This is a genomic window from Luteimonas gilva (assembly GCF_005239095.1).
Taxonomy (GTDB): domain Bacteria; phylum Pseudomonadota; class Gammaproteobacteria; order Xanthomonadales; family Xanthomonadaceae; genus Luteimonas_C; species Luteimonas_C gilva.
In genome coordinates this window covers 946,995-970,609 of sequence record NZ_SZUA01000002.1, presented here as the reverse complement: position 1 = coordinate 970,609, position 23,615 = coordinate 946,995, and the positions used below count along the sequence as shown (strand labels likewise).

Genomic DNA, 23,615 nt, shown 5'->3' with positions numbered 1-23,615 from the left:
ACCCCAACGTGCTGTCGGACGCCTTGCACGAAGTCCTGCAAAGACTTGAAAACGCGGCGCGAAGCGCGGATCGGCCAACGCCGCGGCTGCTCGCGGTCAGCAAGACGCAGCCTGAGACCGCCGTCGCAGAACTGGCCGCCGCCGGCCAGCGCGCGTTCGGCGAAAACTACGTGCAGGAGGCCGTCGCCAAGCGGCGGAATCTGAATGCGCTCGGCCTGGAATGGCATCTCATCGGCCACCTGCAATCCAACAAAGCCGCGCTCGCCGCGGAGGCTTTCGATTGGGTGCAGACCGTGGACCGTGAGAAACTCGTACCGCTGCTGGCCCGGGCCCGTCCGGACGGACGTCCTGCGCTGAACGTGCTGATCCAAGTGAACATCGACGACGAGGCCAGCAAGCAAGGTTGCGCGCCGGATCAGGTGCCCGCTCTCGCCGCCGCCGTCGCTGCGCAGCCGCGCCTGCTTCTGCGCGGGTTGATGGCCATCCCCGCCCCGGTTCCGGATTCGGAACGCCGTCGCGACGCCTTCCGCCGGATGAAGGCGCTGTTCGACGAAACGGCCGCGCGCTTTCCGCAAGCCGACACGCTGTCGATGGGCATGAGCGAGGATTACCCCCTCGCGATCGAGGAAGGTGCGACGATGGTGCGCGTGGGCACGGCGCTGTTCGGAAGCCGGCCGAAAAAAACGGAGCGATGATGTCGAACGTCGGTGCCCAGCAAGCGATCGTTTTCATCGGCGGCGGCAACATGGCGCGCAGCCTGATCGGCGGCCTGATCGCCGCCGGCACGCCCGCTTCCGCGATCCGCGTGGCCGAACCGGTCGCCGAATTGCGCGATACGCTGGCGCGCGACTTCGGCGTATCCGTTTTCGGCGACGCCATCGCTGCGGTGCCGGATACCGGCATCTGGGTGTTCGCGGTCAAACCGCAAGTGATGCGCACGGTCTGCGAGAGCCTGGCCGGGCATGCGCGAGCGATCCGCCCGCTGGCGGTGTCGATCGCCGCGGGCATCACTGCCGAACAACTGGAACGCTGGCTGGGCGGCGGCGTGGGCGTGGTGCGCTGCATGCCGAACACGCCGGCTTTGCTCGGCGCGGGCGTCACCGGTTTGTTCGCCAACGCGCAGGTCGATGCGGACGGACGCGCCGCGGCCGAATCCTTGTTGTCTTCCGCCGGCAAAACGGTGTGGATCGAAGACGAAGCGAAGATGGACGCGGTGACCGCGGTGTCGGGCAGCGGCCCGGCTTACGTGTTCCTGCTCGCCGAGGCGATGGAAGCCGCCGCCCGCACGCAAGGCCTGCCGGACGACGCGGCGCGCGCGCTGGTGCTGCAGACCGTGCTGGGCGCGGCGCGCATGCTGACCGAATCGGACGAACCTCCGGCCGAATTGCGCCGCCGCGTCACTTCGCCCGGCGGCACGACGCAGGCCGCGGTCGAGACTTTCGAAGCCGGCGGTTTCCGCGAACTGGTCGCCCAAGCGATCGCCAACGCCACCGAGCGCGGCCGGCAATTGTCGGCGGCGAACGATTGAGGACGCGACGATGAACCAGCTTATCCGTTGCGCTTGTTTGGCCGCGTTCCTCGCTCTGTCGGCTTGCGGCGGTCAAGCGCCGTCGCCCGTGCCGGCATCCGCGCCCGCCGGCGGCGAAGCGGTCGAAACCGTCGGCGATGCCATCGCCCGCGCCAATGCCGTGCAGACCTCGGCTTTGAACGAGGCCGTCGCGCGCCAGTACGGCATCGCGCGCAACGACAAGACCGTGCTGCTGTTGGTGGCGGTGCGCAAAGGCAGCGGCGGCGCCGAATCCGCCGTCCCGGCGCGAGTGACTGCCACCGTTACTGGATTGACCGGCGACAAGCGCAACATCGAAATGCGCGAATTGCGGACCAGCGACCTGCTCGATTACGTCGGCACCGTCGACACTTCGTTGCCTGAAACGCTCCGTTTCGAGGTCGACGTCGCGATCGAGGGCAATGCAACGGCCAAGCTGCGGTTCAGCCGCGAGTTCTATCCGCGCTGAAAACCGCTCCGCCTATTTCTTGCCGGCGCAGCCCTTAGCGATGATCGGCGCCATGTGCTGCGCGAGCCTGCCTTGCTTCTTCTCCGCGAGCAGTCCGTCGAGATACGGAATGCGCGCCTTGTCGTCCTCGGCCAGGATCGCGGAATAGGATTTCAGCATGCTTTCCACGCCGGCCACCTGCAGGCGGTCGCGGTTTTTCTCGCCGGGATGCTCGATCTGATAGGCGACGTTGCCGAACATCTGCTGGACCAGCAACTCCGCGCTGTGCGGCGGCTTCTCGGCAGGAATGGGCCCGAGGATGTCGCAAACCACGACGGTGTAGTCCTGGGTGCCTTCCAGCCATTCGATCAACATGCGCCGCGCCCTGGGCGCGGTTTCCGCCAGCGGATCGACCTCCAACGCCCGGGTGTAGCGCAACACGACCCGCTTGGCTTCGTCCGGATCGGCGGGCGGCTGCTGGGCCCAAGCCGCACCCGCGGCCAGCAACAACAAGAACGGTGCGATCCGCATGGGTCTTCTCAGCGTTGGTTGACCGAATACTTGCCCGGCCCCAACAGCAGCAAGGCCAGAGACGAAGCGAGAAACATGCCCTGCAGCTCCAACGCCCAGCCGCCCTGCTCGTTGAGCTGGCCCAACTGGCCCGTGTGCGCCAAGACGAAAGCGAACAGCATGTTCACGGCGATCAGAGCCGCACCGACCCGGCCGTACCAGCCCAGGATCAGCAGCAACGGCGCCAGCACCTCGCCGACCAAAGCGCCGTAAGCGAGGAAATGCGGCAAACCGTGCGATTGCAGCATCCCTTCGATGGGATCCAGGCCGAAGCGCAGCTTGGCGATGCCGTGCAGCAGGATCAGCGCGCCGAGCACGACGCGCAGGATGAGTTTGCCCAAATCTTGTTGCGCCGCTTGGTTCATGGTGGTCGCCTCCCGGTCGGGTCGAAAACGATCATAGCTTTCCTTCTCCCATCGGGAGAAGGTGCCCGAAGGGCGGATGAGGATTCGGGGTACGACGTCAATTCGAACGGCGTCGCTTCGCCGGACCCTCGCCCCAACCCCTCTCCCGACGGGAGAGGGGCTTAAATGCGATCCGCCCAGGCGCGCACGATGCGCGCGATCTCGCGCACGCCGTCGGTCAGCGCCGCCGGCCCGGGCTGCAGGATGATCGGCGACTTGATCTCGTGCAGTCGGCCGTCGCGCACCGCGGGAATCGCATCCCAGCCGGGCCGTGCGGCGACTTTTTCGGGGCGGAAGCGCTTGCCGCACCAGGATCCGAGGATGATGTCCGGCGCGCGCGGGATCACCGCCGCCGGATCGGCCAGGATGCGCTGCTTGGCCAGCGGCTCGCCGGACAATTCCGGGAAGACGTCGTCGCCGCCGGCGATGCGGACCAGTTCGGCGACCCATTGGATGCCGGTGATCAGCGGATCGTCCCATTCCTCGAAATACACTTTCGGCCGCCGCGGCAGCGACGCCGCTTCGCGTTCGATCGCGTCGAGGCCGCGGCGCAATCCGTCGGCGTAGGCGTTCGCCCGCTCGGCCGCGCCGACCAGCGCGCCCAATCGGCGCACGTAGTCGACGATGCCGTCGACGCTGCGGTGGTTGCTGATCCACACCTCGACGCCGCGCTTGATCAACTCGGCGGCGATCTCGGATTGGATGTCGGAGAAACCGATCACGAAATCCGGTTTCAGCTTCAGGATCTCGCCGATCTTGGCCGAGGTGAACGCGCTGACCTTCGGTTTTTCCTTGCGCGCGACCGGCGGACGCACGGTGAAGCCGCTGATGCCGACGATGCGATGCTGCTCGCCGAGCGCATACAGCGTTTCGGTCGGTTCTTCGGTCAAGCAGACGATGCGTTGCGGGCCCATCGGCGCATTGTGCCAGCCCCGGAACTGCGAAGGCCCGCTTTTTTGTGGGAGCGGCTTTAGCCGCGAGCTATTTCCTGCAGTCGCAGCAATCTGACTGAAGAGCTCGCGGCTAAAGCCGCTCCCACAAAAAAAGGGTCAGGGATACAACATCCGCTTGCTCCACTTGCCCGTGCAATCGCACTCGTACAAATGCCGCTCGTGCAAGCGATAAGTCGCGGCGTACCAGAACTCGATGCGCTCCGGCTTCACCCGCAACCCGCTCCATCGCGGCGGGCGCGGCACGTCGCGGCCTTCGAATTCCTTCTCGATCTGCGCCAAGCGCTGTTCGAAGGCTTCGCGCGACTCCAAGGTCTCGGATTGCTTCGACGCCCACGCGCCGAGCTGGCTCAAGCGCGGACGACCGGCGAAATAAGCGTCGGCTTCGGCATCGCCGACGATCTCCACCGCGCCTTCGATCCGCACCTGCACGCCGCCTTCCCGCACCCGCGGCCAGTAGAACAGCAGCGCGGCGCGCGGATTGGCTTGCAGTTCGCGGCCTTTGCGGCCGTTCAAATGGGTGTAGAAGACGAAGCCGCGCTCGTCGTGCGCTTTCAACAACACGTTGCGCGCGGCGGGACGCCCGTCCAATCCCGCGGTGGCGATCACCATCGCGGTGCGGTCGGGCTCGCCCGCGGCGGCCGCTTCGTCGAACAGGCGGTCGAAGGTGGCGAGGGCTTCGGCGTAGGGCTCGGTCATTGCGCTATTGTCGCGCGATGTCCGCGTCCCTGCATCCGCCCGTTCCGGAGGGCTTTCCGCCCGGGTTCGTGGCCGCCGTGCTCGCCGACGCCTTGGACCACGGCAGCCGCGTGTACGCCATCGCGGGCCTGCAGGGCAGCGGCAAATCCACGCTGGCCGCGCAGGTCGCGGCGTTGGCCGCCGCGCAGGGGCTGCGCGTAGCCGTCGCGTCGATCGACGACTTCTACCTGACCCGCGACCAGCGCCTGCGCTTGGCGCGCGAAATCCATCCGCTGCTGGCCACGCGCGGGCCGCCGGGCACGCACGATCCCGCGCTCGCGCGCGAAACCTTGCGGACGCTGCGGCGCGGCGCGCCCTGCGCATTGCCGCGTTTCGACAAGCTCGCCGACGACCGCGCGCCGCGTTCGCAATGGCCGACGGCATTCGGCGCCGACCTGGTCCTGTTCGAAGGCTGGTTCCTGCGAACGCCACCGCAATCCGAGGCCGAGCTCGGCGAGCCGATCAACGCGCTGGAACGCGACGAGGATGCGGACGGCCTCTGGCGCCGGCACTGCAACGATGCGTTGGGCCGCGACTATCCCGCGATCTGGGAAGCGATCGATCGCTTGCTGTGGCTGCGCGGCCCCGGCTTCGATGCCGTGCCGGAATGGCGCTGGCAGCAGGAGCAGTCCCTGCAGCGATCCGATCCCGCGCGCACGGCGATGACCCGGCCGCAGGTGGAACGCTTCGTGCAGCATTTCGAACGCGTCAGCCGGCAGGCGTGGCGGACTTTGCCCGGAATCGCCGATTGGACGGTGGAACTGGATGCGCAGCGCCGGCCAACCGGTTTTTCCTAATGCGGGCTTTTGTAGGAGCGGCCTTAGCCGCTCCTACATAAATCAAAGTCGTTACTGCACCAAGAACGTGATCTTCAGATTGACCCGCCATTCCGTCACGTTGCCGGCGCCATCGCACACCACTTTGATCTCGTTCACCCAGGCGCCCTGGATGTTCTTCACCGTCTCGGCGCATTTCTTCAGGCCGGTCTTCACCGCGTCTTCCATGCTGGTCTTGGAGGCGGCGTTGAGTTCGATCACTTTGGCGACGGACATGCGTTTCTCCTGTTCCCGGCGGGAAATCCGCCACGAACGGCCAGACTAGGCCCGCGGTTGTTAAGATCGCGACGATGGACACCGCCCCCAACCTGGTACTGATCGGCCCGATGGGCGCCGGCAAGAGCTCGATCGGCAAACGCCTGGCCGAGCGCTTCGGCCTGGCCTTCGTCGACGCCGACCGCGAGGTCGAGACGCAGACCGGCGTCAGCATCGCCACCATCTTCGACTGCGAGGGCGAAGCCGGTTTCCGCGAGCGCGAGCGCAGCGTCCTGGCCAAGCTGCTCGACGGGCGCGACCAGTTGATCGCCACCGGCGGCGGCGCCGTACTGGATGCGGAAAGCCGGGCGCTGATGCGCCGGCACGGCTTCGTCGTGCATTTGCACGTGGATGTCGACGGCCAGCTGCAGCGGCTCGCGCGCTGCACCAACCGGCCGCTGCTGCAGCGCGAGGACCGCGAAGAGGTGCTGCGCGTCCTGGCCGCGGCCCGCGAACCGCTGTACGCGGAAACGGCCGACCTGCGCTTCGATACCCGCGATTTGTCGCCGGCCGACGCCACGTCGCTATTGACCAAGCTGTTGGCCGAACGTTGGAAACCTGGAGCGGAAGCGGCATGAACGCGACTTCCCCTTCGCCCCGCGCCATCGTCGAAGTCGGCGGCGAAAAGCCGTACGCGATCACGATCGGTCCGGGCTTGCTCGACGACGGCGCCTTGCTCGGCGCCGGATTGCGCGGCCGCCACGCGCTGCTGGTCAGCGACGGCAACGTCGCGCCGCTGTACGCCGACCGGGTAACGCAGGCGCTGCGCGCAGCCAGGCCCGACGTGCGCATCGACGGCTATTTCCTGCCTCCGGGAGAAGCTTCCAAGACGCTGGCCCATTTCGCCGAAGCCATCGACGCCTTGGCGGCGACCGGCGCCACCCGCGACGCCTGCGTCGTCGCCCTCGGCGGCGGCGTGGTCGGCGACTTGGCCGGCTTCGTCGCGGCCTGCTGGATGCGGGGCATCGATTGCGTGCAGATTCCGACCACGTTGCTGGCGATGGTGGATTCCTCGGTCGGCGGCAAGACCGCGGTCGATCTGCCGCAGGGCAAGAACCTGGTCGGCGCCTTCCATCCGCCGCGGGCGGTGATCGCCGATACCGAAGCCTTGCTCACCCTGCCGCCGCGCGAATTGCGCGCGGGCCTGGCCGAGGTCGTCAAATACGGGGCGATCCGCGATGCCGCTTTCCTCGATTGGCTCGAAGACCGGGCCGACGCGCTGCTGGCCGGCGACGATGCGGCGCTGGCCGATGCCATCGCGCGCAGCTGCCGGCACAAAGCCGAAATCGTCGAGCGCGACCCGTTCGAACGCGGCGAACGCGCCCTGCTGAATTTCGGCCACACCTTCGGCCATGCGATCGAGGCCGAACAGGGCTTCGGCGGCTTGAACCACGGCGAGGCGGTCGCGGTCGGCATGGTCCTGGCCGCCCGCCTGTCCGCGCGGCAAGGTTTGGCCGGCGAGGCCGAGGCGGAGCGGCTGGCCGCTCTGCTCGCCCGCTTCGGCCTGCCGGTCGCGCTGCCCGGCGGGCTGGACCCGGCCGCCCTGCTCGAACGCATGCGCCTGGACAAGAAAGCGGCGGCCGACGGGCTCCGCTTCGTGCTGTGGGACGGCATTGGCGCGGCGCGCGTGGTTGCAGGCGTGGCGGACGAGGCGGTGCTGGCGGTGTTGGAAAAGTAACCGCACCGCGGAATTCTGCTTTCTTCGGATGTCATCCCGGGATCCAGGGCTTACGGAAGCTTGGATGCGGCGTCGGCCTGGATCCCGGCTTTCGCCGGGATGACGTTCTTCAAGGTCCGGCTTCGAACGACCCTCGACGCTAATCGCCTACAATTCCCGCCCCATGCGCCTGCTCCTGCAACAACGCCCCGACGGCCGCGAAGCCCCGCGCTTCGTGCAACTGATGCTCGAAGCCGACCTGCTCGGCGGCTGGGCGCTGATCCGCGAGTCGGGCCAGATCGGCGGCCGCAGCCAGCTGCGCCGCGAGCAGTACATGGACCACGCCAGCGCCCTGGCCGCGCTGGAACAGGCCCGCGACCAGCAGCTCAAGCGCGGCTTCCAACTGATGTTCGCGCAAGGCGCGGACGCGCCGAAATAACCGACCGCCATCGCGTAGCGCGGTCTCCGCACACCGCGGGCGCCGGCGCGCGAACCGAAGAAGACCGATGACCGAAACGCTCAAGAACGACCGCCTGCTCCGCGCCCTGCGCCGCGAACCCGTCGACTGCACGCCCGTCTGGCTGATGCGCCAAGCCGGCCGCTATCTGCCCGAATACCGCGCCACCCGCCAGCGCGCCGGCAGCTTCCTGGCGATGGCCAAGAATCCCGAACTCGCTTGCGAAGTGACTCTGCAGCCGCTGGCGCGCTTCGACCTGGATGCGGCGATCCTGTTTTCCGACATCCTCACCGTGCCGGACGCGATGGGCTTGGAGCTGTATTTCGTCGAAGGCGAAGGCCCGAAATTCCGCAAGCCGGTGCGCAACGCGGCCGACATCGCCAAGCTCGCGGTGCCGGACATGGAAACCGAATTGCGCTACGTGACGGACGCCGTGCGCACGATCCGCCGCGAACTCGCCGGCAGCGTGCCGTTGATCGGTTTTTCCGGCAGCCCGTGGACGCTGGCCTGCTACATGGTCGAAGGCGGCGGCAGCGACAACTTCCCGACGATCAAGGCGCTGGCGCTGAACGATCCGGCGGCGCTGCATCGCCTGCTGTCGGTCAACACCGATGCGGTGATCGCCTACCTGTCCGCGCAACGCGCGGCCGGCGCGCAAGTCCTGCAGGTGTTCGACACTTGGGGCGGCACGCTGTCGCCGGCCATGTACCGCGAATTCTCGCTGCCTTACCTGGTGCGCATCGCGCGCGAACTGCCGCGCGGCGGAGGCGCCGAGCGCACGCCGCTGATCCTGTTCGGCAAGGGCAATGCGCCCTATTTGGAAGAGCTGGCGGCCAGCGGCGCGGAAGGCATCGGCGTGGATTGGCTGGTGGAAATGTCCGAAGCCGCGCGGCGGACGCAGGGCAAGGTCGCGCTGCAAGGCAACCTGGACCCGGCAATGCTGTACGGCTCGCCGCAAGCGATCGCCGACCAGGCGCGCCGCACGCTGGACAGCTACGCGCAAGGCAACGGCGGCTCGCGCGACGGCCACATCTTCAACCTCGGCCACGGCCTGTCGCCGGACATGGATCCGGAGCACGTGCGCGCGCTGGTCGATGCGGTGCACGAGCACAGCAAACGCTGATCCGCCCTGCCGGCTCTTGTGGGAGCGGCTTCAGCCGCGAGCTTTTCCAACCGCCGCGACATGAAGCAAGAGCTCGCGGCTGAAGCCGCTCCCACAAACAAATTACTCGGCAGTCATCACCAGATCGCCGCTGTCGACCGGCGAGATCGACGGCGCGCTCCAGCCGTCGCCGGTAGCGAACCGGACTTTCTCGAAATAGGCGGGCAAACCCTCGTCGAAACCGGCGCTGCCCTGCAGCTGATAATGCAGATGGACGAGGAAGGCATCGCCCGACATGCCCATCGCACCGATCGTTTCGCCGCGCTTCACCCGTTGCCCTGGCGCCACCTTCACGCTGCCCTGCTTCATATGCGCGAATAGGCTGAATTCGCCGTTGCGGTGGTCGACGATGGCGTAATTGCCCAGGAACAGCTTCAGGTTCTTCATGATCGCCGCTTCGTCGAAAGGCGGCGGCCCGCCTTTGCGGTTGTCGGGCATGCCGTCGTGCGTTTCGACGACGACGCCGTCGCCCGTGGCCAGCACGGGCTTGCCGTAGCCGAACCAGTCTTCGGGCCGGCTGCCGTCGCCTCGATACAGGTGGCCTTGTTCGTCGACGATGCAGAAATCGTGCGCATAACGCATGAAGTTCGAGCGGATGCCGAAATGGGTGGTCATGCCGCCAGTGATGTCTAGCCGGCGATGGTGCCCGTACAGATCGTGGCCGTCGTGCACGAAAACCGGGCCGGCCAGAGGCAGCGACAACTTCGTGCTCGGCGCGTAGGCGCGCGGTGCGACGCGCAGCGATGCCGTCTGCGTGCGCGAATGATCCGCGGGTTCCGCGAAGGTCGCGTCGTAGCGGATATCGCCCAGGAACAGATCGGTCGGGAATTGCTGAAATGGATTGAACACCACCAGCTTTCCTCGCGCAGGCAGAGCGCGGTTGGGCACGGTGGCCGCGCTCATCGTCGTCGTGTCGCCGTTGCCGTCCAGCCGCCGTTGACCGAGGAAGCGGCCGTGGCGGTCGAACAGGGTCGCTTCCAGCTTGATCAGTTCCAACGGTTGATCGCCGCGGTTTTCGAAGATCAGGTCGAAGTTCAACGATTGGGCGCCTCGCCCGGTTTCGACGAGCGGCCGTGCTGGCAAGGCATTCACGATCAGTCCGGCTGCGCCGGCGACTGAGGTCGAGCCCAGCCAAAACAGGAGTGCGACAGCGGCAGTTGCGATGCGGCGTGGAGGTCGCCTGAAAGCTAGATCTTGTCGTTTCATCCCAGTGCAGATACGGCCGAGCCGAGGCAGGTTGCAGCACCCGCCACAGGCCGATAGGCTCGCATCAGCACCGACTCGGGGAGATCGCGATGAAGTACGGCCTGACCGTTTTGCTGCTGCTGTGCTTCGGCGCGGCGTCCGCTGCCGAACCGAAAGCGCCTCCCTCGGCCTATTACGACAATGCCGGCCGCGAAGACGTCCTGTCCGGCGGCGCGCGCATGATCCCGATCCACACGCCGGTCGGCGATTTCAAGGTGTGGACCAAGCGCGTCGGCAACAATCCGAAGATCAAGCTGCTGCTCCTGCACGGCGGCCCGGGCGCGACGCACGAATATTTCGAGGCCTTCGACAGCTATTTCCCGGGCGCCGGCATCGAGTACTACTACTACGACCAGTTGGGCTCGGCCTACAGCGACCAGCCGGACGACCCGCGCCTGCTCGACACCGCGCGCTTCGTCGAGGAAGTGGAACAGGTACGCAAGGCGCTGGGCCTGGACAAAGACAACTTCTACCTGCTCGGCCATTCCTGGGGCGGCATCCTGGCGACGGAATACGCGCTGAAGTACCCGCAGCACCTGAAAGGCCTGATCATCTCGAACATGATGTCCAGCATCCCGGCCTACAACGACTACGCCGCGAAAACGCTAGAACCGCAGATGGATCCCGTTGCGCTGAAGGAGATCAAACGCTTGGAGGCGGAGAAGAAATTCGACGACCCGCGCTATATGGAACTGTTGATGCCGCATTACGAGGCGCACATCCTGCGCATACCCAACGCGCAGTGGCCGGACCCGGTCAACCGCGCCTTCGCCAAGATCAACAAGAAGGTGTACGTGCCGATGCAAGGGCCGAGCGAACTGGGCGCGAGCGGCATCCTGGCCGACTGGGACCGCACCGCGGACCTGGCGAAGATCCGAGTGCCGACTTTGGTGATCGGCGCGCGCTACGACACCATGGATCCGGCCTTCATGGAGATGATGAGCAAGCGCCTGCCGCACGGCCGCTATCTGTATTGCCCGCAAGGCAGCCATATGGCGATGTACGACGATCAGAAAACGTACGTGTCCGGCGTGATCGATTTCCTGCGGGACACCGCAGCGCAAAAATAGCCGCAGCGCTCTTGTGGGAGGGGCTTCAGCCCCGACAAAGCCGTCGGGCTGAAGCCCCTCCCACAAGATCAAGACTCAAGCGGCCTGCGGCTCCAACGCCGCGCGCACCGCTTCGTCCAGCATCGCGCCGGTCACCGGTTTGCGCACGAAGCCGTCGAAACCGGCTTCGCGGGCCTGCGGTTCGGCTTCTGCGTCGGCGCGCGCGGTCACCGCCAGCAGGGGCGAGGCGAAACGCTGCGCGCGCAGTTGGCGCGCGAGCGCGAAACCGTCCATGCCGGGCAGATCCAGATCGAGCATGGCCAAGTCGTACTTGGCCATCGCCGCTTCGGTCAACGCCGACAAGCCGTGCGCGGCGTGGGTGACGTGATGGCCGCGCGCGCGCAGCAGGGCTGCGATCACTTCGGCCACGGTCGGATCGTCCTCCACCAGCAGCACGCGCAACGACGCAGGGTCGGCTGCGGTCGCGGACGACGCGAGGGCGGCCGTCGCGGCGGAAGCGGCGTCGCCCTCGGGCAACGGCAAGTCCACGAGGAAGCGGCTGCCCGCGCCCGGTTCGCTCTCCACGCCTATGCGCCCGTCCATCGCCGCGGCGAGCTCCTGGCAAATCGCCAAACCCAGGCCGCTGCCGCCGTAGCGCGAAGTCGTGCGCGCGCCGTCGGCCTGCTCGAAGCGGCGGAACAAGCGCGCGCATTGCTCTTCGCTCAAACCGGGGCCGGTGTCGCTCACTTCCAAGCGCACGCCTTGCGGCGACAACCGCGACACGCGCAGGCCGACGTGGCCGTGCTCGGTGAACTTGATCGCGTTGCCGAGCAGGTTCAGCAGGATCTGGCGCAAGCGCATCGGATCGCCGCGCAGCACGGTCGGCGCGCCGGGCGCGATCGCCTTGGCGAAACCCAGCCCGCGCGCTTCGGCCACCGGCGCCATCAGGGTCGCGACGTCGTTCACCAATTCGCGCAGGTCGAAATCGATCTGCTCCAGATCCAGCTTGCCCGCTTCGATGCGCGCCAGATCGAGCGCATTGTTGACCAGGCGCAGCAAGTGTTCGCCGGCGCGCCGGATCGACTGCGCATAGCCGCGCTGGCGTTCGTCCAGATCCGTGCCCATCAGCAACTCGCTCATGCCGAGCACGCCGGTCATCGGCGTGCGAACCTCGTGGCCGAGCGTGGCCAGGAAATGGGTCTTGGCTTCGGAGGCCTGTTCGGCCAACTCGTGCTTGTGCCGCGCCAATTGCCACTGCTGCTTGCCGCGCAAACGGCGCTGGTAGGCCCAAGCCAGCGACCACAACGCCGCCGCGCCCAGGATCACGAACGCCGCGATCGCCCACACCGTGCGCCACCACGGCGGATGCACGGTGATGGCGAATTCGCGCGCCTTCGACCAGATCCCGTCCGCGCCGGCCGCCTGCACCGACAGCACGTAGCGCCCCGGTTCGAGCCGCGAGAACACGCGCTCGCCGTTGCCTTGCTGTTCGACCCAATCCGGGTCGTAGCCTTCCAAGCGGAAGCGGTATTTGTGCGAGCTCGGATCGGCGAAGGACAGCAGGCGCGCGGTGACTCGCAGATCGCGGTCGCGCGGTTGCAGCTCGATCGGATGCTGCAGATCGAATGGCGTTTCGTCTTCGTCGCGCATCACGCTCAAGCCCTCGATCGCGAGCGGCGGCGGACTGGCTTCGGGGACGCGCATTTCCGGATCGAACAAGGCCAGGCCCGCGGCCGACACCGCCAGCGCCTGTCCGGCCGCGCCCATGCGCGGTGCGGCCAGCGAGAAATCGGGATCGGGCAGGCCGTCGTGCGCGCCGAAGGTGCGCAATCGCTTTTGCTCGGGCGAATACAGCAGCAGGCCGCGGATGGTGTTCAGCCAAACCTGGCCGCGCGGGCTGATCAGGATGCCGTCGATGTCGACCGCGGGCAGATCGCTGTCGGCGTCGATGCGTTCGTTGCGCTTCAACGCGCTGCCGTTCCAGTCGTAGGCTTCGAGCGCGCCTGGGCGCGCCACCCATACCCGCTCCGGGCCGTCGAAGGCGAAGGCGTACACCGGCGAACCCGGCGCGACCGGCACCGCGACGAAGCGCGTTTTGTCCCAGCGCAGCAGACGCTGCCCCGACGGCAGCCAGGGCTCGCCGCCGGGGCCGCGCACCAGCACCGCGCCGCCGCGCCAACCCGCGCCGCCGGTGCGGTGCGGATCCAGCTCGCGCAGCAGTTTTCCGTCCGCGGTGTATTCGCGGACGATGCCGCCGAACAGCGACAGCCACACATGTCCGTCCGCCGTCTGCATGATCTGGGTGACGGTCACGCCGAGGTCGGCCGAGCGGTCGAACGGCCAGCGTTGCGCGCGGCCGCTGGCCGGATCGAACAGGCTCAGGCCGGACGCATGGCCGATCCACACTTTCCCGTCCGTCCGCGCCTGCAGCGAATGGATCCACTGCATGCCCAGCTGCGGGGCGGAAACCACTTTGCGCAGTTGCCGGCTATCGTTTTCGAGCCGGTACAGATCGGTCGCCGTCGCGATCCAGAATCCGCCGCGCGGATCGGCCGTCGCATCGCGCAGATCCAGGTTGTCCAGCATCAATCCGTCGACGGACGTCACCGTCGCGAAACGGTTCCAATCCGGCGGCAGATAGACCAGCCCCTGCGAATAGGTCGCGAACCAGGTGCCGCCTTCCAAATCCTGGACGATGCACAGCACGCCGCTTTCCGGCCCCCACAAGCCGACGCCGACATCGCGCTGCATCAACTGGAAATCGCCGTCTTTTTCGCGGTAGAGCCCGCCCATCGTGCCGACCCAGCGGCCGCCGCCGCGATCGCGCACGACTACGGCGTGGGTCGCGTTCGGCCGCAGGGGCCAAGGCGCCGGAATCAGGCGGCCGTCCGACGACAAACGGTGCAGGCCTTTCGCGCTGCCGACCCAGATCGTGCCGTCCGGTTCGATGCTCAGCGACGCGACCTTGATCCCGCCCAGCACCGCCGGCGCGATCCGCATGAACCGGCCTTGCTCCAAGCGCACCAATCCGTCGTCGGTGCCGATCAGCAAACGGCCCTGGCGATCGATCAGCAGGGACATGATCGGCGCCGCCGGCAGGCTGTCCGGCTGCGCGGTGTCGGCGGCGAAGCGTTGGATGCGGCCCTGTGGATCGATCCGACACAAATCGCCGTTGTAGGTGCCGAGCCAGATCTCGGCCTCGGGCGTGGAAGCGAGCGCCGTGATGTCGCGCCGGCAAGATTCGGCGGCGCCGGCGAACGCGATGTTGCGGAACGCGCGGCGGTCCCTGTCGAGCACGCTCAAGGCGCTGGTGCTGGCCACCCAGACCCGGTTCTGCGCATCGACGTGCACGACCTGCAACAGATTGTCGGGCAGCGACTCCGCATCGCCGATCGCATGCCGCCACATCTTGAATTCGACGCCGTCGTAGCGCGCCAAACCGTCCAACGTGGCGATCCACAGATAGCCTTGTTGGTCCAGCGCCAAGTGGATCGCGCTTTTCGGCAGGCCCTGTTCGAAACCGAAGCGCCGGAATTGCGGCGTTTCGGGCAGCGCGGCCTTCGCCGCCGCCCAGCAGAGCGTCAGCAGCAACACGGCGATGGCACGCAACATGGCTAGGGCCTGTTACCGCTATTGGAATAGGCCACGTTGCCGTGTCCGGTCGTCAGGTGGTCGTGCGCGGCGCAGCGGCAGGCTGGCCGCCCGCTCAAGTCGTGCGCGGCCGCCCGGTGGCACACGGCAACCCGAAGGGCCGCGTTTGAGTGCGCGCGGTGCCGCGTCATCACTCGGTCGTGTATCGACATACATTCCCTCACTCTTCCCTGCCCCGCACGCGCTCAAGCGCGGCGTGGCCTATCCCAATAGCGGTAACAGGCCCTAATCCCGACCCCCCAGCCGGCAATGCTCGCAACGCAGCGTTGCGGCCGCAAGCCCACGGGCCTGTCTTTCGCCGCTGCCGCATTCATCGATGCCGGCCTAGAATCGCCCCATGAGCCGCCGCAAGCCCTTCCTGACAATATCAACTCCCGCGCTGAGCGGTGTCCTGGCCTTGCTGCTCGCGCTGGCCTATTTGCCCAGCGCCGCCGCGGAAACCGTCCGCTACCGTCTGGATCCGGTGCATACGCGAGTGATGTTCGCGATTTCCCACGCCGGATTCTCCAACGCCATCGGCACCGTTTCGGGCAGCACCGGCACGCTGCAGTTCGATCCTCAGGATTGGTCGGCCACCAAACTCGAGGTGCGCGTCCCGCTGGAGCGGATCGACCTGGGCGACGACGACTGGAACGACGCGGCCATCGGCGGCCGCCTGTTGAACGTGGACGCCTACCCCGAAGCGACCTTCGTTTCGACGCGGATCGAACCGATCGACGCCGAACACGCCTCCGTGTATGGGCTGCTGCAGCTGCACGGCGTGAAGCGGGAGATCAAGATGGACGTGAAGTTGAACGCTTTGAAGCGGCATCCGATGCCGCCGTTCCGCCGCACCGCCGGTTTTTCCGCCACCGTCACGTTGAACCGGATGGATTTCGGCATCGACTCGTGGAAGGCGGTGATCGGCAATCAGGTCGAACTGCGCATCGAAGCCGAAGCGGTGCCCGACAACGGCAAGGACAAAAACAAGGACGAATCGCCGCACGCCTTCGACGCCGACGCGGAAGAGCCGGCAGCGCCGCCTGCGCAGGAAACGCCATGACCTTGAAGAACGTCGAACGCTGGGGCGCGGTCAGCCAAACCTTCCATTGGCTGATCGTGTTGCTGATCCTGACCATCGCCACAGTCGGCCTGATCATGGTCGACCTGCCCAAAACGCCGAAGTACTTCTGGGTCTACACCCTGCACAAATCGCTGGGCATCACCGTGCTAGTCCTGGCCGTGCTGCGCCTGGGCTGGCGCTTGTACGCCGGTGCGCCGCCGGCGCTGGCGGGCACGCCGCGCTGGCAGGAACGCATCGCGTCCGTCACCCATTGGCTGCTGTACGCGCTGATCTTCGCCATGCCGCTGTCGGGCTGGCTGTACGACTCGTCCAGCGGCCTGCGTCCGTTCCGCTGGTTCGGCCTGTTCCTGGTACCCAAGCTCAGTCCGCCGAACCCTTCGCTGCGCACGTTGTCCCACGATACCCACGAAACCTTGTTCTGGGTGCTGGTCTGCCTGGTCGCGCTGCACGCCGTCGCGGCCCTCTACCACCACCTGGTCCAGAACGATGCCACCCTGGTCCGGATGCTGCCCCGGCGGCGCAAGCGGACCCAGCCGGAAGAACCCCCACAGGAGTCGAACCATGTCGCATAAATTGAATTCGCCCGCGGCCGTCGCCGCCGCGCTCGTGGCGATGATGTCCGCGCCCGCCATGGCCGCCGATTACGTGCAAGCGCCGGGTTCGACCCTGGCCTTCGCCAGCCAGTACGACGGCGAGACCTTCACCGGCAGTTTCCCCGGCTTTTCGACCCAGCTCAGCTTCGATCCGGCGCAGTTGGCCAAAGCCAAACTCGACGTGACCATCCCGCTGGCCGGCGCCAAGACCGGCAACGCCGATCGCGATTCCACCTTGAAGGAAGCCGATTTCTTCAACGTCGCCAAGTTCGCCCAGGCCCGCTACACCGCCAGCAAGTTCCGCTCGCTGGGCGGCAACCGCTACGCCGCCGACGGCACCCTGTCGCTGCGCGGCGTCAGCAAGCCGGTGACGCTCGATTTCACTTGGACGCCGGGCGCCAAGCCCGTGCTCAGCGGCAAGGCCACGGTCAAGCGCCTGGATTTCGGCGTCGGCGGCGGCGATTGGGCCGATACCAAGACCATTCCGAACGAAGTGGCGATCAGCACCAAGGTCGTGTTCCAAGTCGCGAAATAACGACTCGGCTTTCGTAGAGTCGAGCCTGCTCGACTCTACGAAGAGCCAGGCCCGCTACGGCGCGACGAGGAAGGCCCGGACCTTCGCGGCGTCGAACGGCCAATCGAGCTCGCGCCCCGCTTCATCGCGCAGTACGGGCACGCGATGGCCGTACTCGCTCTCCAAGGCCTCGTCCTCGTCGATCCATACGGTATCGAATTCAGGCGCGCGCGCTTCGGCCAGCATCGCCAGCGCCCGGTCGCAGAGCGGGCAGTCGTCGCGTTGGTAAAGGATGAGCGGCATCGCGGTCCGGGGCGGTCGTGGAATGCGGATAAGGCATAGAATAACGGCATGGCCGTCAGCACTTTCGACTTGTTCAAGATCGGCATCGGGCCGAGTTCCTCGCATACCGTCGGGCCGATGCGCGCCGCGGCGCGTTTCGTCGAGAAATGGCTGGTCGAATCCGGCCGCCTGCAGGACGTGACGCGCATCCGCGCCGAAGTGTTCGGCTCGCTGGCGCTGACCGGCCGCGGCCACGGCACCGACAAGGCGGTGCTGATGGGCTTGGAAGGCCATTGGCCGAACCAGATCGATCCGGACATCATCCCCGCCGCGCTGGAACGCATCCGCGGCCAGAAGAAGATCCTGCTGCACGGCCAGCACGAAATCGCCTTCGACGAGAAGCGCGACCTGGTGATGAACAAGCGGCAGAAGCTGCCCTACCACACCAACGGCATGCGCTTCACCGCGTACGGCGCCGACGACGTCGAGATCGCCACCCGCGACTACTACTCGGTCGGCGGCGGTTTCGTCGTCAATCAGGACGAAGCGGCCGAAGACCGCATCGTCGCCGACACCACCGAACTGCCCTACCCGTTCCACAGCGGCGACGAACTGCTGGCGCAAGCGGAGCGCAGCGGCCTGACCATCGCGCAGCTGATGTTCGCCAACGAAAAGGCCTGGCGCAGCGAAGACGAGATCCGCGACGGCCTGCGCGACATCTGGAAGGCGATGCAAAGCTGCGTCGCTCGCGGCATCCGCGAGAGCGGCACCCTGCCCGGCGGCTTGCACGTCGCGCGGCGCGCGCCGGCCCTGCACGCCGAACTGTCGAGCAAGCCGGAAGCGGCGATGCGCGATCCGCTGACCGTGCTCGATTGGGTGAACCTGTACGCGCTCGCCGTCAACGAGGAAAACGCCGCCGGCGGCCGCGTCGTCACCGCGCCGACCAACGGCGCGGCCGGCATCATCCCCGCCGTCGGCCACTACTACGAACGCTTCTGCCCGGGCGCCAGCGAGCAAGGCATCTTCGATTTCCTGCTGACCGCCGCGGCGATCGGCATTCTCTATAAGGAAAACGCCTCGATCAGCGGCGCCGAAGTCGGTTGCCAGGGCGAAGTCGGCGTGGCCTGCTCGATGGCCGCCGGCGGCCTGGTCGCCGCGCTCGGCGGCACTCCCGGGCAGATCGAGAATGCTGCAGAAATCGGCATGGAACACAACCTGGGCCTGACCTGCGACCCGATCGGCGGCCTGGTCCAGATCCCCTGCATCGAACGCAATGCGATGGGCGCGGTGAAAGCGATCAACGCCTCGCGCATGGCCCAGCGCGGCGACGGCAAGCACAAGGTGAGTCTGGACAAGGTCATCAAGACCATGCGCGACACCGGGCGCGATATGCAGGACAAATATAAGGAAACGTCGCGCGGCGGGTTGGCGGTCAACGTGATCGAGTGCTGACCACCAACCCTGGTTTAACCGCTGCGACTAGCCGCCCGCACCCTCATTATCATTCCAAGTGACCGTCATGCAGCGGCTTTCCGTTTCGGTTTCTTCCGTGCAAATCGTGATCCCGCACACCAATCCGCCGCCACTGTCGTCGCACCAACGGTACTCCCAAAGCTTAGATGTCTGTTTTTGGGTATCGCCCCGAAGCACCGTCGGACCGTTGTACCCAGAACCGCTCGAAGCTGCCTGCGCATCCACCCCTAGAGCGCTTAAAAACATGAGTAGCGCAATTTGATATTTCATGTTTAATCCTATGCATCGACTACCGCGGCAATTCGCGGTATTTGTCTGACGGATTACTCAATTCAAACCGGCCAAATAGAACAATCAAAATATTGGCAGGAACCTCGTCTTACTCAGCGTTAAAATTGGTCGGCAAAAATTAATCTTATATAAGCGCCGATAAGGAGAACTGTTTATGCGCGCCATCCTGCTGCCAGGCATGGACGGCACCGGAGAACTGTTGACCGAATTCGCTACGGCATTGGCGCCGGACCTGGTCGCGAAGGTGATTTCGTACCCGAAGCACGCCGTGCTCGACTACGCGGCGTTGACGGCGTTGGTCGCCGATGCCTTGCCGAAGGACGGCGCCTTCGTGCTGGTCGCCGAATCCTTCTCCGGCCCGATCGCGATCGAAATTGCGGCGCGGAAACCAGAAGGCCTGATCGGCCTGGTGCTGTGCGCTTCGTTCGCCAAAGCGCCGCAGTCGCCGATGCTGCGGGCCTTCGAAACGATCCTGCGTCTGATTTCCCCGAACAAACTCCCGATCGGCCCGGCGATGCCCTGGCTGATGGGCCGCTGGTCCACGCGCGACTGGGCGCGCCGCATGCGCGAGGCCGTGCGCAGCGTGAGTGCGGAAGCGATGCGCGCACGTTTGCGAGCTGTGGCCGACGTGGACGTGACGCACCTGATCCCGCAGATCGATTGCCCATTGCTTTATCTGAAAGCCAGCCGCGACCGCCTCGTCGGCGACGACGGCTGGCGGGCGATCCGCGATCTCAGCCGCAACGCCGTTTGCATCGAAATCGAAGGGCCGCATTTTCTGTTGCAGGCAAAACCGGAAGAATGCGCGGCGGCAATCAAGTAACGGCGCGGACGGCCGTCATTTGTCCATTTCCTTGATCCAAGTCGTGAGCGTGCAGACGGACTTCTGGGTGCCGTAGTCGTCGTAGCAATGCTCGTCGAAGCATTCGTAGTAACCGCTTCCCACGGGTTCGCACCATCGTCCGCGTGGCTGTGCACCGCTTTGGGGACGCTCCTCGAGGTTCGACTCCGTCCAAGTAGCGGTCGGCTGCGCATTAGCGGCGCCGGTCAGCAGAAGGGCCGCGCAGGCCCATGAAGCTGTCAGTTTGTTCATGATTTCGCTCTCGATAAATGGAAGAGATGCGCGAAGCGGGCTCCATCCTCATCGGCGCTAGTAAGACGGAATTCTTCTTCGGCAGCTAACCCGAACGCCTCGCGACCGGTCAGCACGCATTTATGATCTGCGCCATTCGCTGCTGTATGCGCGACCATGCGTATCGCGGAAAGGCGCGTTGTCCCGCGAAGGGAAGGGGCAACTCCTTGGAAAAACGCAGTTGCGACCCTTTCCCGCACCGGCGCATCCATGCGGTGGGATCTTCCGAACAGGGCGCCTTTATGAAAACCCCGGTATGCGGCCTCTTGGCCGCAGCGATGCTCGCCGCCTGCCCCGCTCCGGCCGCCGACAACGCCGTGGCCGTCAAATTCGACCTCAGCGAGGCGGAAGCCGCATTGTCGATCCTCGACAAGCGCGTCAAGGGCGAACAGGTGACGGAGGCAGACTGGCAAGCGCTGTTCGCGACCTCCGGCTACCGCCGCCTGAAGGAGCGCGAAGCTTGGATGGGCCGCAAATTCACCGAAGCCGATTTCGAGGCTTTCATGGAGACGCCGCGTAGCGCCGAGCAGGTGGCCGGACTGCGGCGGACGCTGCGGGAATGGACTTCGCAACCGATCGAAGCGGCGGCGAAGATCGCATTCGCGTATCTGCCGGCCGGCGCGAAGATGAAAGGCACCGTCTACCCGATGATCAAACCGAAGAAGAACGAATTCGTGTTCGATACGCGCCGGGATCCCGCCATTTTCCTCTACTTGGATGCGGACGTCCCGGCGGCGAAAGCGCGCAATACGATGGCGCACGAGTTGCACCACATCGGCCAGAACTCGGTCTGTCCGCCCGCGGCGACGAAGAAAAAATACGCCTCGCCCGACTCCACGCTAGCCAAGCTGCAGGGCTGGGTCGGTTCTTTTTCCGAGGGATTCGCGGTGTTGGCCGCGGCCGGCGGCCCGCGACCCGACCCGCTGGTCGACCGCGGCGAGCAAGAATCCGCGGAATGGGCGCGCAACGTGGCTAAATTCGACGAGCTGATGGCCGAGCAGAACGCTTTCTTCCTGACCGTATTGGACGGCAAAGCGGGCGATGCGTCTGCCGTCGACGCGAAGATGATGGGATACTTCGGCGTGCAGGGCCCCTGGTACACGGTCGGATGGAAGATGGCCGTGACCATCGAGAACCAGTTCGGCCGGCAGCGCGTCATCGACGTCTTCTGCGATCAGCGCCAGTTGCTGGCGACCTACAACGAAGCCGCGGCTCTGCAGAACAAAACGCTGGCCAAGCCTCTGCCGCTATGGGACGCGGGACTGGCGCGCACTCTTTCCCAATAGGCCGGCGCTGCCGCACAAAAAAAGGAGGCGAAATTCTCGCCTCCTCAAAACCGAGATCATCGGTCGCCAATCCAATCAGTAGATGCCCATCACCGACACGTTCGCAAACGGTTGCACGCCGGCCACGCGCACGTAATACGTGCCCGGCGCCGGATTGGTGTAGACCACCGCTTCGCTATTGCCGGGCTTGGCCGACTTGCGGTCGTACACGGTCGTGCTCGGCACGTCGTCGTAGGCCACGTACAGCGATACGTCGCCGGTGCCGCCGTAGCTGCGCAGATTCAAGCTGCGGGTGCCGGCCGGCACTTCGATCATGTACAGCAGTTCGTCGCCGGCGGCGCCGGTCAAGCCGGTGACGGGCACGCGGTTGCTGAGCAGCTCGGCTTCGTCGTCGCTCACGTCCTGGGTAGCGGCGTAGGTCGCCGCGGCGGCGTCAAGGATGCCCGCGCCCAGCGGCGTGCTGACCGGCGGCGTCACCGCGAACGGCTTGGCGGTGCTGCGCAGGATCTTCTTGATCTGCGCCGGCGTCAGCGCCGGCTTGCCGGCGGCGACCGCCGCGCTCTGCATCAGCGCGACCGTCGCGGCCACGTGCGGACTGGCTTGCGAGGTGCCGATCATGCCGATCAGCGATTCGCCTTCCGGCCCTTGATCGCCGCTGTTGCCCAGCGACCAGATCCACCTGTCGTTCGGCGAACTGCCGCTGGTCGCGTTGCCGCCCGGCGCCGACAGCGTCACCGTGGCCCCGTAGTTGGAGAACCACGACTTGGCGCCGTCGATGCCGTTCGCGCCCACCGTGATCACGCCGCGGCAGCTGGCCGGCGAATGGTAAGCCGCGTCCTGATTGTCGTTGCCCGCGGCGACGACGACCGTGACGCCGCGCGAGATCGCGCCGTCGATGGCTTCCTGCGTCGCCGGATCCTGCGCGCAGGATCCGTCGCCGCCCAGGCTGAGGTTCAGCACTTCGGCCGGCGTCGCGTTGTCGGGCACGCCGTCGACGCTGCCGCCCGAAGCCCAGACGATCGCGTCGGCGATGTCGGAGGTGTAGCCGCCGCCGTGGCCGAGCACGCGCACCGGCTGCACCTTCGCTTTGTAGGCGACGCCGGCCAGGCCCGCGCCGTTATCGGTCACCGCCGCGACGGTGCCGGCGACGTGCGTGCCGTGCCAGGAACTGGCGTAACCGCCGTACCAATCGCCCGGGTCGTGCGCATCGTCGTCGCGGCCGTCGCCGTCGCCGGCCACATCTTCGTCGTGGATGAAGTCGTAACCCGGCACCAGGTTCGCGTTCAGATCGCTATGGTCGGCGTAACCGGTGTCGAGCACGGCGACGATCACGCCCTCGCCTTGCGCGGTGTCCCAAGCGGTGGTCGCGTTCATGCCGCCGACCGGGTTGTTGTAGTCCCACTGCAACTGGCCGAAGTAGGGGTCGTTGGGGATCACTTCGTAACGTTGCTTGATGTAGTCGGGCTGCGCGTATTGCACCGCCGGATCGCTGCGCAACTGGCGCAAGAAGGCGGCGGACTCGGAAACGCTCAACCGGCGTGTCGCGCGCAGCACGTCCGCCCCGGTGCCGGTGCGGCGCACGGGCGACAGCGACGCCGTCGCGAAACCGGCGCTGCGCAGCGCCGCGTTGGCGCGGTCGGCGGTGGCCAAGGCGCTGCGCGAAGCGACGGCGCCATCGCGGTATTTGACGATGAAGCGCTGATAGCCGGTATCGGCCTGGGTGCGCGCCAGCGGCACCGTGCGCTGTTGAATCAAGCGCGCAGCGGGCGTAGTGGACGAGGCCGAAGTCGCGGCGACGGCGGCGAGGTTGGAACGGCCGCCGGAATTCGCGGAGGCGTAGGCGGTCAGCGCGACCAATACGGCGGCGGTCAGGCCGCCGGCGGCCAGATAACGGGGCTTGCTGTTCATTGCGTTGCTCTCTCCCAGGGATTCAAGGTGACGCGAAGGGCGCCGGGCGCCGTTTCGGGGGGAACCGGACGCCCGGCGCCTTCGCGTTTTCGGAACACGTCGACC

At 66.4% G+C, this 23,615-nt stretch carries 25 protein-coding genes; 15 read left to right on the top strand and 10 right to left on the bottom strand.

Translation table 11 applies throughout. From position 1 onward, the window contains the following. The first annotated feature begins 11 nt into the window (after window positions 1-11). Genes FCE95_RS12385 through FCE95_RS12375 form a run of 3 tightly spaced genes read left to right on the top strand, consistent with a single transcriptional unit; the run spans window position 12 to window position 2,015 of the window. Window positions 12-695, top strand: coding sequence for a YggS family pyridoxal phosphate-dependent enzyme (locus tag FCE95_RS12385; RefSeq protein ID WP_223266901.1), 684 nt, complete (start codon window positions 12-14; stop codon window positions 693-695). Beyond that, entirely contained in the window at window positions 695-1,528 is an 834-nt protein-coding gene (proC, locus tag FCE95_RS12380) for a pyrroline-5-carboxylate reductase (RefSeq protein WP_223266884.1), read from the top strand. Before FCE95_RS12385 ends, proC begins: the two co-directional genes overlap by 1 nt. Window positions 1,529-1,538: 10 nt before the next feature. Next, window positions 1,539-2,015, top strand: coding sequence for a DUF4426 domain-containing protein (locus tag FCE95_RS12375; RefSeq protein ID WP_137267314.1), 477 nt, complete (start codon window positions 1,539-1,541; stop codon window positions 2,013-2,015). Window positions 2,016-2,027: 12 nt separating this feature from the next. Here the strand turns inward: FCE95_RS12375 and FCE95_RS12370 are convergent, their stop codons facing one another. The 4 genes from FCE95_RS12370 to pdxH all read right to left on the bottom strand — a co-directional run bounded on the left by FCE95_RS12370 (window position 2,028) and on the right by pdxH (window position 4,617). Next, the gene (locus tag FCE95_RS12370; RefSeq protein ID WP_137267313.1) at window positions 2,028-2,525 is read right to left on the bottom strand and encodes a hypothetical protein; all 498 of its coding nucleotides are present in this window, start codon (window positions 2,523-2,525) and stop codon (window positions 2,028-2,030) included. Window positions 2,526-2,533: 8 nt separating this feature from the next. After that, a complete protein-coding gene (locus FCE95_RS12365; RefSeq protein WP_137267312.1) occupies window positions 2,534-2,929 on the bottom strand; it encodes a DoxX family protein in 396 nt (131 codons plus the stop codon). 161 nt (window positions 2,930-3,090) lie between these two features. Continuing rightward, window positions 3,091-3,882: a cobalamin-binding protein gene (locus FCE95_RS12360; protein WP_137267311.1), complete on the bottom strand. Its 792-nt coding sequence runs from the start codon at window positions 3,880-3,882 to the stop codon at window positions 3,091-3,093. Between the two features lie 135 nt (window positions 3,883-4,017). Continuing rightward, a complete protein-coding gene (gene pdxH / locus FCE95_RS17305) occupies window positions 4,018-4,617 on the bottom strand; it encodes a pyridoxamine 5'-phosphate oxidase (RefSeq protein WP_223266883.1) in 600 nt (199 codons plus the stop codon). Between the two features lie 17 nt (window positions 4,618-4,634). Here pdxH and FCE95_RS17300 point away from each other — a divergent pair, with 17 nt between their 5' ends. After that, complete coding sequence (locus tag FCE95_RS17300; protein ID WP_223266882.1) at window positions 4,635-5,453, top strand: kinase; 819 nt, start codon at window positions 4,635-4,637, stop codon at window positions 5,451-5,453. Window positions 5,454-5,504: 51 nt separating this feature from the next. Here the strand turns inward: FCE95_RS17300 and FCE95_RS12345 are convergent, their stop codons facing one another. Then, window positions 5,505-5,708 carry a dodecin family protein gene (locus FCE95_RS12345; RefSeq protein WP_137267308.1) on the bottom strand — a complete coding sequence of 68 codons (204 nt, stop codon included), beginning with the start codon at window positions 5,706-5,708 and terminating at the stop codon, window positions 5,505-5,507. Between the two features lie 74 nt (window positions 5,709-5,782). Between FCE95_RS12345 and FCE95_RS12340 the strand changes: the two genes are divergently transcribed. The 4 genes from FCE95_RS12340 to hemE all read left to right on the top strand — a co-directional run bounded on the left by FCE95_RS12340 (window position 5,783) and on the right by hemE (window position 8,984). Then, entirely contained in the window at window positions 5,783-6,325 is a 543-nt protein-coding gene (locus tag FCE95_RS12340) for a shikimate kinase (protein ID WP_137267307.1), read from the top strand. Then, window positions 6,322-7,425: a 3-dehydroquinate synthase gene (gene aroB / locus FCE95_RS12335; RefSeq protein WP_137267306.1), complete on the top strand. Its 1,104-nt coding sequence runs from the start codon at window positions 6,322-6,324 to the stop codon at window positions 7,423-7,425. Before FCE95_RS12340 ends, aroB begins: the two co-directional genes overlap by 4 nt. Window positions 7,426-7,588: 163 nt before the next feature. Then, window positions 7,589-7,843 carry a WGR domain-containing protein gene (locus FCE95_RS12330; RefSeq protein ID WP_137267305.1) on the top strand — a complete coding sequence of 85 codons (255 nt, stop codon included), beginning with the start codon at window positions 7,589-7,591 and terminating at the stop codon, window positions 7,841-7,843. A 67-nt stretch (window positions 7,844-7,910) separates the two neighbouring features. Beyond that, window positions 7,911-8,984, top strand: a complete 1,074-nt coding sequence (hemE, locus tag FCE95_RS12325; RefSeq protein ID WP_137267304.1) for a uroporphyrinogen decarboxylase — start codon at window positions 7,911-7,913, stop codon at window positions 8,982-8,984. Window positions 8,985-9,086: 102 nt separating this feature from the next. Here hemE and FCE95_RS12320 read toward each other — a convergent pair whose 3' ends face one another. Beyond that, window positions 9,087-10,061 carry a peptidoglycan DD-metalloendopeptidase family protein gene (locus tag FCE95_RS12320; protein ID WP_189644741.1) on the bottom strand — a complete coding sequence of 325 codons (975 nt, stop codon included), beginning with the start codon at window positions 10,059-10,061 and terminating at the stop codon, window positions 9,087-9,089. Between the two features lie 257 nt (window positions 10,062-10,318). On the opposite strand from FCE95_RS12320, the gene FCE95_RS12315 reads away from it, so the two are divergent. Beyond that, window positions 10,319-11,338, top strand: a complete 1,020-nt coding sequence (locus FCE95_RS12315) for a proline iminopeptidase-family hydrolase (protein WP_137267302.1) — start codon at window positions 10,319-10,321, stop codon at window positions 11,336-11,338. Window positions 11,339-11,413: 75 nt separating this feature from the next. Here FCE95_RS12315 and FCE95_RS12310 read toward each other — a convergent pair whose 3' ends face one another. Then, window positions 11,414-14,929 (bottom strand): hybrid sensor histidine kinase/response regulator, encoded by a 3,516-nt coding sequence (locus tag FCE95_RS12310; RefSeq protein WP_137267301.1) that lies wholly within the window; start codon window positions 14,927-14,929, stop codon window positions 11,414-11,416. A gap of 376 nt (window positions 14,930-15,305) precedes the next feature. Between FCE95_RS12310 and FCE95_RS12305 the strand changes: the two genes are divergently transcribed. The 3 genes from FCE95_RS12305 to FCE95_RS12295 are packed head-to-tail and all read left to right on the top strand — an operon-like array spanning window position 15,306 to window position 17,159. After that, window positions 15,306-16,010, top strand: coding sequence for a YceI family protein (locus FCE95_RS12305; RefSeq protein WP_137267300.1), 705 nt, complete (start codon window positions 15,306-15,308; stop codon window positions 16,008-16,010). Continuing rightward, entirely contained in the window at window positions 16,007-16,603 is a 597-nt protein-coding gene (locus FCE95_RS12300) for a cytochrome b (protein WP_137267299.1), read from the top strand. Before FCE95_RS12305 ends, FCE95_RS12300 begins: the two co-directional genes overlap by 4 nt. Then, complete coding sequence (locus FCE95_RS12295) at window positions 16,593-17,159, top strand: YceI family protein (protein WP_137267298.1); 567 nt, start codon at window positions 16,593-16,595, stop codon at window positions 17,157-17,159. The genes FCE95_RS12300 and FCE95_RS12295 overlap by 11 nt, the downstream gene beginning before the upstream one ends. A 54-nt stretch (window positions 17,160-17,213) precedes the next feature. Here FCE95_RS12295 and FCE95_RS12290 read toward each other — a convergent pair whose 3' ends face one another. After that, window positions 17,214-17,441, bottom strand: a complete 228-nt coding sequence (locus tag FCE95_RS12290) for a glutaredoxin family protein (RefSeq protein ID WP_137267297.1) — start codon at window positions 17,439-17,441, stop codon at window positions 17,214-17,216. 48 nt (window positions 17,442-17,489) lie between these two features. On the opposite strand from FCE95_RS12290, the gene FCE95_RS12285 reads away from it, so the two are divergent. Further along, on the top strand, window positions 17,490-18,872 hold the full coding sequence (locus FCE95_RS12285) for an L-serine ammonia-lyase (RefSeq protein ID WP_137267296.1): 1,383 nt from the start codon (window positions 17,490-17,492) through the stop codon (window positions 18,870-18,872). Between the two features lie 27 nt (window positions 18,873-18,899). Here the strand turns inward: FCE95_RS12285 and FCE95_RS12280 are convergent, their stop codons facing one another. After that, a complete protein-coding gene (locus FCE95_RS12280; protein ID WP_137267295.1) occupies window positions 18,900-19,163 on the bottom strand; it encodes a hypothetical protein in 264 nt (87 codons plus the stop codon). Between the two features lie 175 nt (window positions 19,164-19,338). Between FCE95_RS12280 and FCE95_RS12275 the strand changes: the two genes are divergently transcribed. Both FCE95_RS12275 and FCE95_RS12270 read left to right on the top strand, forming a co-directional pair. Next, on the top strand, window positions 19,339-20,007 hold the full coding sequence (locus FCE95_RS12275; protein WP_137267294.1) for an alpha/beta fold hydrolase: 669 nt from the start codon (window positions 19,339-19,341) through the stop codon (window positions 20,005-20,007). Between the two features lie 551 nt (window positions 20,008-20,558). Beyond that, the gene (locus FCE95_RS12270; RefSeq protein ID WP_137267293.1) at window positions 20,559-21,602 is read left to right on the top strand and encodes a DUF5700 domain-containing putative Zn-dependent protease; all 1,044 of its coding nucleotides are present in this window, start codon (window positions 20,559-20,561) and stop codon (window positions 21,600-21,602) included. A 75-nt stretch (window positions 21,603-21,677) separates the two neighbouring features. Here FCE95_RS12270 and FCE95_RS12265 read toward each other — a convergent pair whose 3' ends face one another. Next, complete coding sequence (locus FCE95_RS12265) at window positions 21,678-23,510, bottom strand: S8 family peptidase (RefSeq protein ID WP_137267292.1); 1,833 nt, start codon at window positions 23,508-23,510, stop codon at window positions 21,678-21,680. Between the last annotated feature and the right edge of the window lie 105 nt (window positions 23,511-23,615).

Coding starts and splice junctions, on each gene's coding strand:
- proC (WP_223266884.1), top strand. CDS start 695: ATGTCGAACGTCGGTGCCCAGCAAGCGATCGTTTTCATCGGCGGCGGC.
- FCE95_RS12375 (WP_137267314.1), top strand. CDS start 1,539: ATGAACCAGCTTATCCGTTGCGCTTGTTTGGCCGCGTTCCTCGCTCTG.
- FCE95_RS12370 (WP_137267313.1), bottom strand. CDS start 2,525: ATGCGGATCGCACCGTTCTTGTTGTTGCTGGCCGCGGGTGCGGCTTGG.
- FCE95_RS12365 (WP_137267312.1), bottom strand. CDS start 2,929: ATGAACCAAGCGGCGCAACAAGATTTGGGCAAACTCATCCTGCGCGTC.
- FCE95_RS12360 (WP_137267311.1), bottom strand. CDS start 3,882: ATGGGCCCGCAACGCATCGTCTGCTTGACCGAAGAACCGACCGAAACG.
- pdxH (WP_223266883.1), bottom strand. CDS start 4,617: ATGACCGAGCCCTACGCCGAAGCCCTCGCCACCTTCGACCGCCTGTTC.
- FCE95_RS17300 (WP_223266882.1), top strand. CDS start 4,635: ATGTCCGCGTCCCTGCATCCGCCCGTTCCGGAGGGCTTTCCGCCCGGG.
- FCE95_RS12345 (WP_137267308.1), bottom strand. CDS start 5,708: ATGTCCGTCGCCAAAGTGATCGAACTCAACGCCGCCTCCAAGACCAGC.
- FCE95_RS12340 (WP_137267307.1), top strand. CDS start 5,783: ATGGACACCGCCCCCAACCTGGTACTGATCGGCCCGATGGGCGCCGGC.
- aroB (WP_137267306.1), top strand. CDS start 6,322: ATGAACGCGACTTCCCCTTCGCCCCGCGCCATCGTCGAAGTCGGCGGC.
- FCE95_RS12330 (WP_137267305.1), top strand. CDS start 7,589: ATGCGCCTGCTCCTGCAACAACGCCCCGACGGCCGCGAAGCCCCGCGC.
- hemE (WP_137267304.1), top strand. CDS start 7,911: ATGACCGAAACGCTCAAGAACGACCGCCTGCTCCGCGCCCTGCGCCGC.
- FCE95_RS12315 (WP_137267302.1), top strand. CDS start 10,319: ATGAAGTACGGCCTGACCGTTTTGCTGCTGCTGTGCTTCGGCGCGGCG.
- FCE95_RS12310 (WP_137267301.1), bottom strand. CDS start 14,929: ATGTTGCGTGCCATCGCCGTGTTGCTGCTGACGCTCTGCTGGGCGGCG.
- FCE95_RS12305 (WP_137267300.1), top strand. CDS start 15,306: ATGAGCCGCCGCAAGCCCTTCCTGACAATATCAACTCCCGCGCTGAGC.
- FCE95_RS12300 (WP_137267299.1), top strand. CDS start 16,007: ATGACCTTGAAGAACGTCGAACGCTGGGGCGCGGTCAGCCAAACCTTC.
- FCE95_RS12295 (WP_137267298.1), top strand. CDS start 16,593: ATGTCGCATAAATTGAATTCGCCCGCGGCCGTCGCCGCCGCGCTCGTG.
- FCE95_RS12290 (WP_137267297.1), bottom strand. CDS start 17,441: ATGCCGCTCATCCTTTACCAACGCGACGACTGCCCGCTCTGCGACCGG.
- FCE95_RS12285 (WP_137267296.1), top strand. CDS start 17,490: ATGGCCGTCAGCACTTTCGACTTGTTCAAGATCGGCATCGGGCCGAGT.
- FCE95_RS12280 (WP_137267295.1), bottom strand. CDS start 19,163: ATGAAATATCAAATTGCGCTACTCATGTTTTTAAGCGCTCTAGGGGTG.
- FCE95_RS12275 (WP_137267294.1), top strand. CDS start 19,339: ATGCGCGCCATCCTGCTGCCAGGCATGGACGGCACCGGAGAACTGTTG.
- FCE95_RS12270 (WP_137267293.1), top strand. CDS start 20,559: ATGAAAACCCCGGTATGCGGCCTCTTGGCCGCAGCGATGCTCGCCGCC.
- FCE95_RS12265 (WP_137267292.1), bottom strand. CDS start 23,510: ATGAACAGCAAGCCCCGTTATCTGGCCGCCGGCGGCCTGACCGCCGCC.